This window comes from Ereboglobus sp. PH5-5 (assembly GCF_029504805.1).
Classification (GTDB): domain Bacteria; phylum Verrucomicrobiota; class Verrucomicrobiia; order Opitutales; family Opitutaceae; genus Ereboglobus.
The window spans coordinates 93,098-108,652 of the sequence record NZ_JAQFIT010000001.1 but is presented as its reverse complement, the minus strand read 5'-3'; the positions used below and the strand labels follow the sequence as shown (position 1 = coordinate 108,652).

Annotated in this window: 8 protein-coding genes; 4 read left to right on the top strand and 4 right to left on the bottom strand. The window is 64.9% G+C overall.

The features are described from left to right. Nucleotides 1-112 precede the first annotated feature (112 nt). Nucleotides 113-2,320: a TonB-dependent receptor gene (locus M2103_RS00295; RefSeq protein ID WP_277507995.1), complete on the bottom strand. Its 2,208-nt coding sequence runs from the start codon at nucleotides 2,318-2,320 to the stop codon at nucleotides 113-115. Nucleotides 2,321-2,466: 146 nt separating this feature from the next. After that, nucleotides 2,467-2,796, bottom strand: coding sequence for a hypothetical protein (locus M2103_RS00290; RefSeq protein WP_277507994.1), 330 nt, complete (start codon nucleotides 2,794-2,796; stop codon nucleotides 2,467-2,469). Between the two features lie 267 nt (nucleotides 2,797-3,063). Between M2103_RS00290 and M2103_RS00285 the strand changes: the two genes are divergently transcribed. After that, nucleotides 3,064-3,522: a hypothetical protein gene (locus tag M2103_RS00285; RefSeq protein WP_277507993.1), complete on the top strand. Its 459-nt coding sequence runs from the start codon at nucleotides 3,064-3,066 to the stop codon at nucleotides 3,520-3,522. Nucleotides 3,523-3,701: 179 nt separating this feature from the next. Here the strand turns inward: M2103_RS00285 and M2103_RS00280 are convergent, their stop codons facing one another. Further along, nucleotides 3,702-10,601, bottom strand: a complete 6,900-nt coding sequence (locus tag M2103_RS00280; protein ID WP_277507992.1) for an autotransporter-associated beta strand repeat-containing protein — start codon at nucleotides 10,599-10,601, stop codon at nucleotides 3,702-3,704. A gap of 1 nt (nucleotide 10,602) precedes the next feature. On the opposite strand from M2103_RS00280, the gene M2103_RS00275 reads away from it, so the two are divergent. Both M2103_RS00275 and M2103_RS00270 read left to right on the top strand, forming a co-directional pair. Continuing rightward, on the top strand, nucleotides 10,603-10,908 hold the full coding sequence (locus tag M2103_RS00275) for an addiction module protein (RefSeq protein ID WP_277507991.1): 306 nt from the start codon (nucleotides 10,603-10,605) through the stop codon (nucleotides 10,906-10,908). A gap of 2 nt (nucleotides 10,909-10,910) precedes the next feature. After that, nucleotides 10,911-11,213: a hypothetical protein gene (locus M2103_RS00270; RefSeq protein WP_277507990.1), complete on the top strand. Its 303-nt coding sequence runs from the start codon at nucleotides 10,911-10,913 to the stop codon at nucleotides 11,211-11,213. Nucleotides 11,214-11,329: 116 nt separating this feature from the next. Here M2103_RS00270 and M2103_RS00265 read toward each other — a convergent pair whose 3' ends face one another. Further along, nucleotides 11,330-14,434 (bottom strand): TonB-dependent receptor, encoded by a 3,105-nt coding sequence (locus M2103_RS00265; protein ID WP_277507989.1) that lies wholly within the window; start codon nucleotides 14,432-14,434, stop codon nucleotides 11,330-11,332. Nucleotides 14,435-14,537: 103 nt separating this feature from the next. Between M2103_RS00265 and M2103_RS00260 the strand changes: the two genes are divergently transcribed. Then, complete coding sequence (locus M2103_RS00260; protein ID WP_277507988.1) at nucleotides 14,538-15,548, top strand: LacI family DNA-binding transcriptional regulator; 1,011 nt, start codon at nucleotides 14,538-14,540, stop codon at nucleotides 15,546-15,548. The last annotated feature ends 7 nt before the right edge of the window (nucleotides 15,549-15,555 follow it).

Sequence of the window (15,555 nt, the reverse complement as noted above, 5' to 3'; positions counted from 1 at the left end):
CGCTTCGGTTTCGACGTTTCGAGTGTTAGCGACAGTCTGCCAACCGCCCTGCCTTTGGCGGCGCTTTCCCGCTTGTTTAGGTTGCGTTTGCTCCGTGCCAAGAGATCCGTGGTCAGAACTCAATGCCCGCGGTTGCGAAGAGGGTGCGCGGACGCACGGGGCCGTAAAAGTAGGTCGGATCGCGGTCTTCGCCATTGTCGAAAAGGTCATCCTGACGATCATCAAACAGGTTTCGCACGCCGACGCCGATTTTCAGGTCCATGTGTGTTGAGAGGCGGAAGGTTTTGCTCAGGTTCAGGTCGAGCTCCCAGAACTTCGGCGTTCTGCGATGAATGTCCGCCTCCTCGCCGACGGCCAGCATGCCGCCGGTGTAGTTGAGCAGGGACACGATTTGCCAGCCCGCGCCGCAATCGTATGTGACGGAAAACTTCCCCGTCCATTCAGGGCGCTTGACAAACTCCCTCGTGGCCAGGCCGCTGACGCGGAAGATGGGATCGTCGAAGCGCGCGCGGATGTAGCTGACGCTGCCCTCGAGTCGCAAGCCGGGGGCAGCCATCCATTGGAAACCGTTTTCCCAGACAAAAACCCTGGCGTCGGGGCCGTTGACGCGTTCCCAGATTCCCGTGCCGTTGACGTCGCTGTCGTCGATGTCGAACGTGTCGTGCAGGAATGTGTAGTGGACGGTCGAGCTGAGTATGAGGCGTTTTCCGAGGGCGGGCACCAGCCAGTCGGCGCCGAGCGTGAAGGAGTCCGAGCGCTCCTCCTCGAGGTCGGGCGAGTTGCGCAGAAAAATGGCGCCGCCGGAGCTCACGCCGATGTGGAGATCCTCGTTGTAGGCGCCGGGGGCGTTGAAGCCCGCCGCGTAGGAGGCCCGCAACGTGAGGGAGTTGACCGGCTGGTAGCGCAAGGCGACGCGCGGCGAAAAGATGGCGCCGCCAACATTGTCATGCCGGTCGACGCGCACGCCGGGCACGAGCTCCAGCCCGGGCCGGAGCGTCCAGATGTCCTGGGCAAAAAAACCGTAGGTGGCGAAGTCGTCGCTGGTGTCGGCGATGGAGGAATCGTAGGGACGGCGTTCCTTCAATTTTTCGTAACGGTATTGCGCGCCGTAAACGAGCTCGTGCGCGCCGAGTTTTTGCGTGACTTGGGCGTCGAGAAAGACGACCTGGTTGCGCGTGTCGCTCCAGATGCGATGCGCGACATCGTTGATTGCGGACTGGTTTGCGGGATCGGCGGCGAACGCTTCCAGCGCGGCCTCCTCGGCGGGCGTGGGATTGCCGGGATCGGCGAATCCGCCAGCCTCGTCGAACGCGCCGAACTCGGCGTCGGCCCGCGCTCCGTAGAACGCATCGCGCCGCAGGCGCAGGTAGGAACCGCGCAGCGAATAGGAGAGGGCGGGCGTGAGTTGATGATCCCATTGCAGGTTGAGCATGTGGATTTTGTGCGCCAGCGATTCGGCGACGCGGGCTTGCTCCTCGGGCAGGTCGAGCCGGTCGCCGCCGCGGTGCGACTGGTCGATGTATTGATAGGTGGCTTTGAGCAGCTTGTCCTCGTCGGGACGATAGTAAAACTGGAGGCCGCCGACCTTGCTTTCAAATTCGGGCAGTTCGGTGAATCCGTCCGTCGTCAAATCGAGGCCGTCCCGATCCTCCCAGAGGCCGTAGGCGGTGAGGGCGAGTTTTCCCGAGCGGTCCAGCCAGCTGGATTTGAAGGTGAACTTCCACTCGTCCGCGTCGCTTTTCAAGTTGGAGTAGCTCAACAGCGCGCTGGTGTGGTTGTGCGTGGGCATCGTGGTGATGAGGTTGACGACGCCGGCGACCGCCTCCGGCCCGTAAAGCACGGAACTGCTTCCTTTGACGATCTCGATGCGGTCGATGAAAATCGTGGGGAAAAGATCGGCGCCATAAACCTTGGCCAGCCCCGAGTAGAGCGGCGCGCCATCAAACAAAATCGCGGTGTAATCGGTGCTGAGCCCGAGAAGCTGGATTTCGTTGAGGCCGCAATTGGAGCAGTTCGACTCAAAGCGGGCGCTCGGTATCAAGCGCAGGCTGTCGGCGAGGGTGACGCCCCCGTGCGCCTTGATTTCGGAGGCCAGGAAAAACTCGGTTTTGACGGGCGCGTCGGAAGCCAGCCGCTCCGTTCGCGTGCCCGTGGAAACGGTGAGGCGGTCCAGGTTGATGACATCGTCGTCGTCGCGGGTCGCGCCGCGAACGCCGGAATTAAGCGCGATGAGCGCGATTGCGATGACGAGCCGCGCGATGTTGCATCTTGCGGTGTTTGAATTGAGCAGGGATCGGGAAAAAAGGGAAATTGTGGACATTGGTTTTCATGTTGGGTTTCGGGTGTTTTTCGGGACGGTTCGCGCAATCGCGGGAATACAGCTCGCGCATTGCAAACAGGAGGAACCGCGTCGCATGTCATGTTCGGCAATCGCGGGCGTCGCGCCCCAAAGCGGACGAGTTTTTATCAAACGCGCGCCGGCGGCCCGCATTGGAGCGGGTGCGTGTGTTTCGGAATCCCAAACAGCGGCGCCTCGGGCGCCGTGAAAAAAACCTCGCGCCACACGATCACGTTCGCGGGCGGGACGTCGAGGGCGGCCGTGAGTGTGGCACCCTGCGCAAAGTCCGTGATCACGCAAGTATGGTCGGGCTGGTCGGCATCATTGTGCAGCATCTTGTGCAGCTGGGGCGAAGCCGCGAGCATGCCAACCGCCAGCACAAGCGCGCACAGCCCCGACGCAAAAAGCCGTCGGAAAAAGGGAGCTGCGGTGTGCGCGTTTTCGTGCATTGGCGACATGAAAAGACCGACTGTAACGAGCCTGTCAATCCTTCGCCGCCCCGGTTGTGCGGTTGAGTGAAAGAGATTTGCTCAGTCGCATTTTTAGGTGGGGCGAACCGTCCCGGTGAGCCGGAAATCTTACGGCTCGCCTTGGGGCGTCACAAATCTTCGACTCGCCATTCACGGCAATTTCAAGCATGCCGGCTTGTGTTGGAAACACTCAAACCGTGCCCAACCCCAAGTTCAATGAAACGCCTCCTCGCCCAAACATTTTCATTTTCGCTCATGATTGCCGCCGTCGTCATCGCCGCCGGATGCGCGAGCGGCGGATCAAAATCCGGCGCGGTCAAAGTCGTGCGCGTCTGGCCGGAATACCGCGCGGCTGAATCGTTCGACCGCATCTCGGAGTATTTTTCCGGCAGGGAAAACACGGGCGGCCAAATCGTTCTCCGCACCCGCCCCGAAAGCCGGGAGGGCTACTATTTTTTCACCCGCGTGAAAATCCCCGGCGACATTTCCGGCGCGCGCATTGTGCTCGACGTCATCATGCCGACCTCGCCCGATCCGAAAACCTATTCGCTGCCCGCGCCGCCGCTGCGCAAGGGCGCGCTGATTCTCAATCCCGGGCTCACCGGCGCGGACTGGCCCGACGCAAAGGCCCGTCCCACGGCCTGGCGCCTGAGGCTGCTCGCCGCCGACGGCGCGGAAATTTTCTCACGGCAAAGCTATCTCTGGTCGAAGTAAGCGCGCGTGGCGCCCTGCCGTCACGCCCCCCGGCGAGGTCATGCCGGTGCGCGACCGGGCGGTCGCTTTTCGCGGCAGCTTAAATGAAAAAGCGCGAGCCTGCACTTTGCTCGCGCTCGAACCGCCCAAGAGTGGCGATGGTGTTGTTTTGTGGCGTGTCGGTGACCGGTTCCGGCGGCTTACCAGTGGCAGCTTATGCCGAGGTTGGCGGTGTAGTTTTCGAGTTCGCCGCCGATGCTGCCGGAGATGTCGGCGTAGAGCTCGAAGTGCGCGTTGAAACGCAGCGTCGCGCCGGCGCCGATGTCAACCGAGCCGCCGCTGAAATCGTCGGCGTAATCATACCGGTCGCGCAGGCGGGTGCGGCCCGCGTCGTGGTAGCGGAGAACCGTCGTGCCGTTTTTGCCCTTGAACTCGTGGTCGTAGGCCACGCGAAACGCGGGGCGCAGATCCCATTTTCCAAACAGCCGGACGTTTCGCGAAAATTGCACGCCCACGAGGCCGCGGAACGAATCCACGTCGCTCACCTTGAACAGGCGGTGCGCGCTGTCGATGTCCTCCTGCACGTTGGTGATGCTGTAAAGAATGCGCTCGCTCACGTCCACCATCCAGCCGGACTTGGTGCGGAAGGTGTGACCGAGCGAAAGCGAGAGGCCGAAGCCGTTTGTGCCGAGCCGCATGTCGTCCATGCCGTTCACGCGGGTGTCGTGCTTGCCTTTCGCCAGGCGCGCGATGCCTTCGGCGTGGAACGCGTCGTTGGGCTGGTAGGTGAGATAAAATCCGCCGCCGCCGGTCCGGGTGGTGGTGTCGGCGTCGGTCATGTCGATGTCGGTGTCGGTGAAATCGAGGAACACGCCCGCCGCGTATTTGAGGCCGCCTTTGCTTTTTCCTCGCGCGGCCTTGGGCGCCTTGACGAGGTTCACGCCGGTTTGCACGGACCTGGTGTCCGCCTTGGCGCCTTCGTAGAGCGTGCCTTTTATCTTGTCGTGGCGATAGGCGCCGGCCACCCACAGGTCTCCGCCGATGCGGTGCTTGCCGTCGTTGGCGAGGCGCAGGAGGCTGATGCGTTGCGAGAGCGTGTCGAAGGCGGTTTGCGTGCCGATGTGGACGGCGGCGTTGATGCCGGTGACGGCCGGGATGACGGGGATGAGGTTTTCGCGGGAGAGGCGCCAGTTGTTGCCGTCGCTCGTCACATCCCAGGCGTAGATGGTGTCGTCGGGGTTGTTGGCGATGCTGATGGAGAGGTCGGCGGTGTTGTTGCCGGATTCGATCAATATCACCGAGGAGGGCGCGTCGCCGTTGAGCGGGGAGTAGCCGTCCTCGTCGGTTTCGCTGAGGGTGAGGGCGATGGAGCCGGTGCCGGTGACGAAGTCCGTCGCCTTCAGGTAATCCGAGGCGATGATGGCGCCGAGGTTGGAGTTGACGGTGGCGGAGAGGAGGAGCGCGCCGTCGAGGGAGAGTGACGAGACGGTCTGGCGCGTGCCGCGCATGTCGAGCGCGGCCCCTTGGGAAACGATGAGCGGCGAGGCGGCGGAGAGCTGGTTGTCGGCGCCGGTCTTGAGGGTGCCGGCGGCAACGCGGACGGCGCCGGTGTTGCCGAGCGCGGAGAGGAGCGTGAGCACGCCCGCGCCGCGTTTTTCAAAGACGCCCGCGCCGGTGATTTGCGGGGTGTAGTCCGCGTCGGCGGCCTGGTTGACGGCGACGGTGCCGGCGGCGTCGAGCGTGATGGCGCGGGAGAGGATGGTCGCGTCGCCCTCAAGGACGCCCCCGGCCACATGGTAGGCGAGCGTGGTGGAGTTGCCCGTGTTCGTGATGACGAGTTCGCCGTCGCCGGCCTTGGTGAGCGTTTTGCCGAGGCCGGTGATGGCGCCGGCCCAGGTGCCGCTTGCGCCGGCGGCGATGGAGAGCGTGCCGTTTTCGTCGAGGCCGAGGGTGCGGTTGGAGAGGAAACCGTCCTCCGTGATTTCGAGCGCCGCGCCGGAGCCGGTGACGCGGACTTCGCGATTGAGGGAGACGAGGCCGAGGCGGTCGTCGGCGGCGATGCGGAGCGTGCCGCTTTGGAGGAGTGTGCGCCCGGCGTAATTATTGGCGCTGGCAAGGGTGGCCACGCCGTCGGCGCCGGCGTCAACGACGACGAAGATGCCTTGCTCGGCGATGGTGGCGCCGCCGACGGAGGCGAGGATGGCGCCGTCGCGGAGGGTGATTTTGTCGTTGGAGCCGATGATGGTGCCGCCGGTGCCGGTGATTGTGAGGCCGGCCCAGTCGTTCGCGCCCGCGCCGGTGGCGGGATTGAAGCCGGGGGTGTCGGAGAGGTCGAGCCAGCCGCCGTCGAGGATGAAGGTGTGCGTGGTCGCGGTCGCGTCGGCGGCGGTGAAGTCGCGGAGCAGGACGGCTCCGTCCACGATGCGCGTGACGGCGTCGGCGGAGAGGAGGCTTGCGCCGGAGGTGGCGGCGGAGAGCGTGAGCGCGCCCGTGCCGAGCTTGGAGAGCGTGCCGGAGCCGGCGATGCCGCCGGTGAGCGTGATTGCGTTCGCGCCGGTGTCGAGCGCGGCGGAGCCGCCCGCGAGCGTGAGCGTGTCGGAGAGCGCGAGGCTGGCGAGGGCGCGGAGGGTGCCGGAGGAGAGGGTGATGCCGGCGCCGGCGGTGCCTATTTGCGCGTCGGTGGAGACTGCGAGGAGGCCGGCGTCGAGCTCGATGCCGCCGATGAAGGTGTTGGCGGCGTTTTCAAACACGAGCGCGCCCTCGCCGGATTTCACGAGTTTGCCGGCGGCGTTTGTGATGAGCGCGCCGTTTGTCGCGACGCTGGTGGAGAGGGCCGCGCCGGTGAAGGTGAGCGTGCCGGTGTTGTCCACGACCATGTCGGAGACGGTGGCGGCGGATTCGAGGGCGATGCTTGCGGTTGCGGCTCCGGTGAAGCGCACGGTGTCGCCGTCCTGGAATTTGGATTTGCCACCGGTGTCGCCGTTGTAGCCCTGCCAGTTGGCGAGGCCGATGTTCCATGTGCCCGTGCCGCTCGCGCCGGTCCATTCCATGTAGCGCGAGTCGTCCATGCCGTAGATGTAGAGGAGCGTGCCGGAGGTGGCGGCGAGTTCGCTGACGATGCGCAGCGAGCTGTCGATGAGGACGCCGTTGACCTCAAGGTTTTGCACGGAGGCGAGCGCGCCGGCGTTGCCGAGGGCGTAGGTGCCGGAGGCGATGCCGCCGGCGATGCTGATCGAGACGACGTTTGTGGCGTTGGCGGTGTTGATGGCGCCGGTGACGTCGAGGGTGTCGGCAATGCCGCCGGCGTGGATGCCGAACTCGACTCGGGCGGCTCCGTTGAGGGTGAGCGCGCCTCCGATGGCGAGCGCGCCGGCGCCGGTCTCGCCGGCGTCGCCGACGAGGAGCGTGCCGTCGTTGACGGTGACGCCGCCGGTGAACGCGCCGATGCCGCCGGCGGTCGCGCCGGGGGCGACGGTGAGCGCGCCGCCAAGTTTCGCGCCGTCGGCGAGGAGGAGCGAGCCGGCGGAGACGAGGGTGGGGGCGGCGAAGGCGGCGTTGTCGGTTGTGCGGAGTATGAGGTTGCCGTCGCCGATTTTGACGAGCGTGCCGGAGCCGGCGAGCGTGGCGGTGGATTCGACGGTGTGGGCTTGCGTGTCGAAGGTGCCGCTCGCGGCGGCGATGACGAGCGTGCCGCCGAGCGTGCCGGTGGCGCCGAGAATGTCGCCGTTGGCGCGGAGTGTGGCGGGGCCGGTGAGGCTGATGGTGCCGGAGGCGTCGCCGAGCTGGGCGGCGCGATTGAACGCGAGCACGCCGTCCTCGATTTCAAGGCCGCCCTCGAAGACGCCCGCGGCGTTGTCGAATGTGAGCGTGCCCGCGCCTTTTTTGACAAACTTGCCTGTTGCCGCGACGGTGCCGGAGCTGAGGTAAACGGCGTCCGCGACGCCGTCCACCGAGGCGGAGGTCGCGCTGGCGGTGATGGCGCCGCCGGTGAAGGTGAGCGCGCCGGTTGACGCCACTTCGATGTCGCCGGCGGTCACGCCCGCGTCCGCGACGAGGACGGTGCCGGAGGCGGTGGAGGCGAAGCGGATGCTGTCGCCGGTGACGAAGCGTGTCTCGCCAAAGTCGGACGTGCCGTTGTCGTTCCAGTTTGAGGCGGCGGTGTCCCAGGCGCCGCCGTTTGCGCCGTCCCAGGTCATGCGCAGGTTGCGGTAGGAGGCGGCGACGGTGATGTCGTTTGTGCCGACGGTGAGGGCCAGGCTGTTGCGTCCGGTGAGCGGGCCGCCGTTGACGGTGTAGTCGAAGTTGGAGTTGTTGGCGGTGATGCTGTTTGCGGAGACAATGGTGTAGGTGGCGTTGCCGAGGTTGATGAAGTTGAGCGTGGTGGTGCCGGTGGCGGAGAAGGCGCCGCTGATGTCGAGGGACGCGCCGGAGCCGGCGTCGGCGAGGTTGAATTCGAGGAGGGCGCCTTGCGAGAGGGTGAGGTTGCCGCCGATGGAGCCGGTGGTGATGGAGAGCGTCTGGCCGCTCGAACGCGCGAGGTTGCCGATGTAGGCGGCGGTGTTGGAGATGCTGATGGCGGAGACGCTGTCGATGTTGCCGGAGAGGGAGCCCGCGTTGATGGCGATGGAGGGGACGCCGGTGAGCGCGCCGCCGAGGGCGAGCTGGCCGGAGCCTTGTTTTATGATGCCGCCGGGGCCGGTGATGGCTCCGTTGAGCGCGGTGGTGAACGCGCCGCTGTCAATCACGGTGGTCGTGCTGAGCGTGACGGCGTTTGAAACGGTGGCGGCGGCGGAAAAGCCCACGGTCGCGGTGCCGGTGACGGCGAGCGCGCCGGTGCCGAGCGCGGTGTTGCTTCCAAGCGTGAGCGTGCCCGAGGCGAGCGTGACGCCGCCGGCGAAGGTGTTCGCGCCGGAGAGATCGAGCGTGCCGTCGCCGGTTTTCAGCAGGCCGCCCGCGCCGCTGGCGAGGCCTGTGATGGACACGAGTTTGTCCGCGGCGATATTGGCCGTCACGGTGTCGCCCGCCGCCGCGCCGAGCGTGATGCCTCCCGCGCCGGGCGTGGCGAGCACGCCGTCGCCGATGATGGCGGTGTTGTTTGCGAGCGCGAGGTTGCCGGCGATGGCGAGTGTTTGCGCGGCGCCGTCCGCGCCGTCGAGTCCGACTTGAAGCGTGCCGCCGGTTTGGATGGCGACGGAGCGGTTGAGCGCGCCTCCGGCGGCGGAGTCGATCGTGCCTTCGCCGCCAAAGGTCGCGCCGTCGGCGACGGTGATGGTGCCGCCGAGCGTGGCGGAGTTGGCGAGCAGGAGGCGTCCGGCGTGGAGGTTGATGGCTCCGCGTTGTGAGGAGGAATCGCCATTGGCGAGGATGAGCGTGCCCGCGCCGTCACCGGGGGCGGCGCCGACGGCGGCGGGGTCGTTGTTTATGTTGATGACGGTGTCGGTGAAGGTGCCGGTGGAAATGGTGTCGTGCGCGCCGGATTCGCCGCCAATCTGGACGATGGCGGCGGGGGCGATGTTGAAGTTGGCGGTGCCGCCGGCGCCGAGGTAGAGGAAGCCGCCGGAGGCGGCGCCCGCGCCGGCGATGTTGCCGGAGTGCGTGGCGGAGACGGTGGCGTTGTAGGCAAGGAGGCCGCCCAGGTGAAGGGAGATGGCGCCGCCGGTGCCGGCGCGCGCGGTGTTGCTGGTGAAGACGGCGTCGGTGAGGGTGAGGATGGTGCCCGCGCGGGTGGTGATGGCGCCGCCGGTGTTGGCGGAGTTGCCGGTGAAGCGTGCGCGGTTGAATTCGTAGCGGCTGTTGCCGCCGTTTAGGAAGACGCCGCCGCCCTCGTTGGCGACGTAGTTTTCATCGAAGAGCACGTCGGTGAAGGTGTAGGTTTTCAAGCTGGTGTTTCCTCCCGTAATCAAAACGGTGGCGTGGGAGCTGGAGTTGTTGTTGGCGAATGTGGCGCTGGTGATGGTGGCGACGGTGTCCGCGGCGAGGTGAATGGCGGAGCCTTGGGAGCCGGCGGTGGGACCGACAGAGTTGGAGACGAAGACACCGCCGTTAACGGAGAGAGTGCCGCCGGCGAGGACGGCGATGGCGCCACCATTGCCGGTGGAGGTGAAGTTGCCGTAAAAGGCGGCGTTGTTGAGGACGAGGTTCGAGGAGCCGGATTCGAGGATGGCGCCGCCGGCTCCGTTGGAGGAGAAGTTGCCCCGGGTGAGGTCGGTGGCATTGCCGAAGGTGGCGCTGGTGATGGTGGTGATGCCGGTGGCGTAGACACTGATGGCACCGCCGCCAATGATGGATGATGAATTTTGCTCAAAGACGGCGCCGTCGATCGTGGCGCGCGCGGCGGCCACGATGTGGACGGCTCCGCCCGGGTGGGCGAGGGAGGTGTTGGTGGTTTTGTTGCCGTAAAATGCGACGTCGGTCATCGCGACAGTGCCGGCATAGACGGAGACGGCGCTGCCGCGGGAGGCGGCGGTGTTGCTGGTGAAGACCGCGTTTTTGAGGATGTGCGACTGGTTGATGGAATTGTAGAGGATGGCGCCGGCGATGTTGGCGGAGGAGTTGCCGAGGAAGGTGGCTCCGTCGATGATGGAGCGCGCGCCGCTCGCGATTTGGATGGCGCCGCCGCTGGCGCCGCCGAGGGTGCTTTTGTTGTAATAAAACTCGCCATTGCGGAGCTCGAGGAGGGCGTCGGCAGCGGTGATGGAAAGGGCGCCGCCACCCTGGCCGCTTTGGCGGTTGATGTTGCCGAGCGCGGGGTTGTCCTTGTCGCCGAAGCGGACGTTTTGCAGGTCGAGCGTGCCGGAGGCGCGGAGGCTCAGGCCGGGGCCGCGTCCCACTATGTCATTGTTAATAAAAACGGTGGTGCCGCTGCCGGTGGTGCGAAAAACAGCGCCCGCGGTGTTGCCGATGATGGCGCTGTTGCCGCCGGTGGCGAGGTTGTCGAAGGTGTAGAGCGCGCCGGCGGCGACATCGATGGTGGTGGTGCCTGCGCTGAGGACGAGCTGCGCGGGGGCGTTGGTGCTGGTGGTGATTGTGGTGGTCTGGGCGCGGACGCACGGCAGCAAGGCGCCAAAGGACAAAAAGGCTGCTGCGAGCGGAACGAGCATCTTGACAGGGTTGAATGGGTGGGAGGCAGGGTTTCGGGTTGTCATTTTGAAAAAGCGGGACAGGGTGGCGGGCATGAGTGTTGCTGAAATAAAAGCTGAGATCGCCCGGCTGACGCCAACGGAGAAGGCTGAACTGGCGCTGGAGTTGTTCGCCGGGGTGGATGAGGGGCGTCCGTTGAGCGCGGAAATTGAGCATGCTTGGGGCGAGGAAATCGCGCGGCGCGCGGAGGCGGTGCGAAACGGGACCGCCGGAGGTGTGGACGCCGATGCGGTGTTTGCCGAGCTTGACAGTCGATTCCCGTCGTGAAGGTGAAGTTTTGGCCAATCGCGCGGGAGGAATTGTTCGTGGCGGTCGAGTATTACGGAGCCATCGAAAAGCGGCTTGGCCCCAAGCTGAAGGAGGAGGCGCGCATCGCGCGTGAGCGTATCGCGGGCAACCCGCTGGCGGCGGCCTTGCGCGCGGGCGGATACCGCCGGGTGAACCTGCGGATGTTTCCGTATTACTTCGCCTACATCATCCTGGATGAAACAATTTGGGTGCTGGCTTTCGGGCACCACGCGCGACGCCCCGAATACTGGCTCGGACGCGAGGGGGAAGTTTTCCGCCGGTGAGGCCGGCAGCGTTGCGGAAAACGATGGCAAGGGGGAGTGTTGCGAAAGGTTCATGGCGGTTTTGGGATTTGTGTTTTCGGGGCTTTCAGTTTTTTGCTGGGGCCGGCGGCGGCGGGTCACCACTGGCCTTTCACGGAGAGGCTGACAACGGAGCCGACGCGGTCGGTCAGATACAGGGTGAGCGGGTTGTCGCCCTTTTTTTCCTGCCAGACGTAGCGCGCGTCGAAGACGTTGCGAACGCTGAAGGAGACGGTGTAGCGCTGGCTGATGCGCCAGTCGCCGCTGATGTCGGTCTGGGCGCGGTGGCGGCGGATTCTCTCCCCGTTGGCGACGATTGGGAAGTCGTCGCTCCAGTTGCAATTGACGTTGAGGCTCAGCGCGCGCCACGAGTAGCTGATGCCGGCGTTGATGGTGTGCGGGACGAGGTTGGAGACAATGGTGTCGGCGTAGGTGCGCGTGTAGTTGGCGCGGAGACTGACGGGGCGGAGGACAGGGGCGATCATGCCGAGGTTTTGGCTCCAGGAAAGCTCCATGCTGCGGGTGGTAACCTGGCCGCCGCTGTTGAAGCGGGTGGAGACGTTGTAGCCGGGATATTGGTCCGCCAGGACGTCGTCGTAGCTTTCGACGGGCACCTCCTCGTTTTGAATTTTGCTGTCGATGTTGTTTTGGTAAACGGCGACGGAGAGCTGGCCGGCCCTCTTTAAATACCATGCGAGACGGGCGGAGAATGTTTTGGCTTTTTCAGGACGCAGATTGATATTGGGGACGCTGATGCGGTTCTGGCTGCTCATGACGTTGATGACGCCGATGAGGTCGTCGTAGTTGGGGCGGCGGATGGTGGTGCCGTAGCCAAGCTGAAAGACGAGGTTTTGGCGGATGAGGTATTTCAGGGACGCGCTGGGGAAGAAGTTGTCGTAGTCATATTTGCGGGTGGCGCGGGGGAGGGAGAAGAACTGGTAGTCTATGCCCTCGGTGGTGGTGGCGTAGCCGGTGCTGGCGCCGATGGTGTAGCCTTTGAGCTCGACCTCGCGGGCGGAGCGCGGGTTGGGCTCGTGTATTTTGATGTTGGTGTCCTCGTAACGGATGCCGGCGCGCACGGTGAGGCGCTTGTCGAGGAAGGTGGTGGTGCCCATCAGGTAACCGGCGTCTATGCGCTCGCGGAAATTGCGGTGGTAAAGGACGTTGGTGCTGTAGTAGTCGGCGACGGTGGGGGCTGGGCGGAAGATTCTGTCGGCGGCGTCGCGAGTCTGGTCCTCATCCCAAACCCTGGCAATGGCGGCGGGATCGAACATAAAAATGGTGCCGCCGGAGGGCGTGATGATGGAGCCGCCAAGATCGCCGAAGTCGAAATCGTAGGCACTTTTGAAGGAGGCGTTTTGGGCGGAGATATTGGCGGCGGAGGTGTCGGTATAGGCTATGCGTTTCAGCCAATACGCCTGGTCGAAAGTGCGCTTTTGCTGGTGGCTTTTCAGACCGGCTTTCCAGTGGATGGGCAGGAGCCAGCGGGTGATCGCGGAGGCGTTGGCCTGGGCGGTGAAATCCTTGCGGGTGTTTTTGCGCCCGTCCTCCACAAAGAGGGTGGTGTCCCTGTTAAAGGAGGCGCCGGAGGCGATGTCCTCGCCGGAGAGTTGTGTGACGGTGAAGTCGGAGGTGTCGGCGCCGGGAGTGCGGGTGGATCGGAAGTTGATGCCCCTGGCGTTGGCGCGGGCGAAGTAGGCGGCGCCTTTTTGGCCGTAACCGTCGCTGACGCTTTTCGAGTCGGAGTAGGCGACCGTGGCGTCGAGGGTGATGTCGCGGAGTTTGTATTCGAGGCGGACCTGCGGGGCGAAATAGCGGCTGTTGAGGACGGAGGCGCGCTGCTCAACCTGGGCAAAGGCGGTGGTGCCGGTGGTCTCGAAGGAATACATCGGCGCGTTGCCGATGACGTTGAGCGATGTGGCGCGGTTGGTGCCGAGGCCGGCGCTGAAGGCGACCTTGCGCAGCTTGCTCCACGTGTCGGTCTTGTTGTAGTTGATGGTCGCGCCAAGCGTGAGTCGGGGCGTGATTCGCCAGTCGCCGCGGATGGTGGCGGCGAAGCGGTGGTTCACGCGCGGCTGCTCTTGAAAGTAAAAGTTGTTGGGCAACTGCGGGCGCGGGTCGGCGGCGGTGGGGGCGTAGTCGGTGACGAGGCCGGTGCGGTGCGTGATCGAGTAGATGTTGCTTTCGCTGATATTGATAATGAGGCCGTATTTGTTGCGCACCGCGGTGGAGAACTCGGCGAGGAAACCGGGGCGGACTTTGAGCGAGCCGCGGTCGTCGTCGGGGCCGAGCGTTTTGTCGAGGGTGAGCGCGGAGGAGTGCGCGTTGACGACCAGGCGCGCGGCGAAGCGGGTGCCGCGTCGGTCGAATGCGGTCTTGCTGCGGAGGTTGATGGTGCCGGCGGGGGCGCTGGCGTCCACATCCGCGCTGATGGTGCGCGAGATGTCGATCGACTCCATGCTGTTGAGCGAAATCAACTCGAAGGAGGGCGCGCGCGTGACGGCGTTGAAATCGCCGCCGGGGGGATTGGCGGCGCCGGCGGCCATGCCGTCCACGGTGACGTTGGTGTATTCGGCGGGAAGCCCGCCGATGCTGACGTTGGAGGCCTCGCCGGAAACGGAGTTGACGAAGATGCCGGGGACGTTGCGGAGGAACTCGCCGATGTTGCCCTCGGGGTCGCTGCCGAAAAGGTCGGACGAGATGGACTGGCCGATGTCCATCGAGGCGCGCTGCCGCATGATGACCTTGGCCTGGCCCTCGCGCTCGGAGGTGACGGTGAACCTTTCCAACTGGACCACGTCGTCGTCGCCTCCGGTGACGGCGGGCGCCCTGGCGACGGGCAGGTCGAAATCAAGCGTGGCGGTGGCGCCGGCGGCAACCGTGACGGTGCGCGTGATGTCGGGCAATCCGGCGTAGCTGAGCACAAGCGCGACCTCGCCGGCGGGCAGGCCGGAGATTTGGTAAAAACCGCCGGCCTCGGTGAAAACAGTTTCACCGGTGGGCACGGCGCGGATTTGCGCGTCGCGCACATATTCCTCGGTCGCGGGATTAAAAACGCGCCCGGTGACGGCGCCGGAACCGGCATTTGCCGCGGTCTGGGCCCGCGCCGCCACGCCCGGCAAGGAGATAAGCACGGCGAGCGCGGCGAGGAGAGACAGGGGAAGATGGCGAAGGGCGGACACGGGGCGGGTGCGAGGTTTCATGCTCGGCATTCTATCAGAAAGATTTCAATATTATCATTGAAAATTGATTTTGTTTTTTGAAACTTTGGAAAATTTTTAGAAAAACAGCCCCTATTTTCAAGCCATGAGCAAGCCCTCCATGATAAAGATTCAGGAATTCGCGCGCCTCACGGGAGTGTCGATTGCGACCATCTCGCGGGTTTTCAACCACCACCCGAACATCCGTCCCGACTTGCGCAAGCGCGTGTTTGCCGCGGCGCGCGAGCACGGCTACCACCCCCGGCTTTCGCTCAAGCAAAAGAACGTGGTCATCATCACGCCCTACAACGCGGTGTGGCCGGTGCAGAGTTGCGTGGACATGATTCTGATGGCGCTCACGCAGGAGATGCCGCGGCGCGGCTTCCGCCTGGAAATACTGCCCGTCAACAATCGCGACCGGCTTGAGGACATGCAGTTTTGCGCCGCGGTCGCCATCGGCGCCGAGCCCGCCGACTTTGCCGACTGGCCCGACCGGTTTCCCGTTCCGCTGGTCATCATGGATCGCGACGGAAAGCCCAATCCGTCCCATGTGTTCTATGTTCGCTCGGACGAGGCCCAGGGCATGAAGATCGCGATCTCGCATCTCCACGAACGCGGTTGCCGCAAGATCGGCTGCATCGTCCATGGCGATCCGGGCACGGGCAACGCCGACCTGCGGCACGCCGCCGTCATTCGCGCGCTGAACGCGCGAAAGCTCCCTTGCGACGATTCGCTGGTCATGTTTTCCGGGCCGGGCTCCGAACGGTATGTGGAGTTGATCGGGAAACTGTTGAAGCGCGGTGTGGACGCCCTGTTTTGCCCGGGGGGAAACGCCGGGGTCATGGCGTATTACGCCTTCTCGCTTTACGAGCGCCGGGTGCCGGATGACATCTCGCTCATCGCCTCGGAGCAGACGGCGTTTTCCAACTACACGGTTCCCCCGCTGACGACGATTTCGCCCGACTATGCGGCGATGGCCGCGTCCACCGCCGATGTCATCGAGGCGTGCCTGGACGGGGAAAGGCCGCAGCCCCACACGATTTTGCCGTATGGTTTGATCAAGCGCGAAAGCGTGGCCCTGCCGCAAACGCCGCAGGCGACGGCGAAAAGAAAGTAGCCCCTGG

Excerpts from the sequence above, each read along its gene's own strand:
- M2103_RS00290 (WP_277507994.1), bottom strand. The coding sequence starts at position 2,796 with ATGTCGCCAATGCACGAAAACGCGCACACCGCAGCTCCCTTTTTCCGA.
- M2103_RS00280 (WP_277507992.1), bottom strand. The coding sequence starts at position 10,601 with ATGCTCGTTCCGCTCGCAGCAGCCTTTTTGTCCTTTGGCGCCTTGCTG.
- M2103_RS00285 (WP_277507993.1), top strand. The coding sequence starts at position 3,064 with ATGATTGCCGCCGTCGTCATCGCCGCCGGATGCGCGAGCGGCGGATCA.
- M2103_RS00260 (WP_277507988.1), top strand. The coding sequence starts at position 14,538 with ATGAGCAAGCCCTCCATGATAAAGATTCAGGAATTCGCGCGCCTCACG.
- M2103_RS00265 (WP_277507989.1), bottom strand. The coding sequence starts at position 14,434 with ATGAAACCTCGCACCCGCCCCGTGTCCGCCCTTCGCCATCTTCCCCTG.
- M2103_RS00295 (WP_277507995.1), bottom strand. The coding sequence starts at position 2,320 with ATGTCCACAATTTCCCTTTTTTCCCGATCCCTGCTCAATTCAAACACC.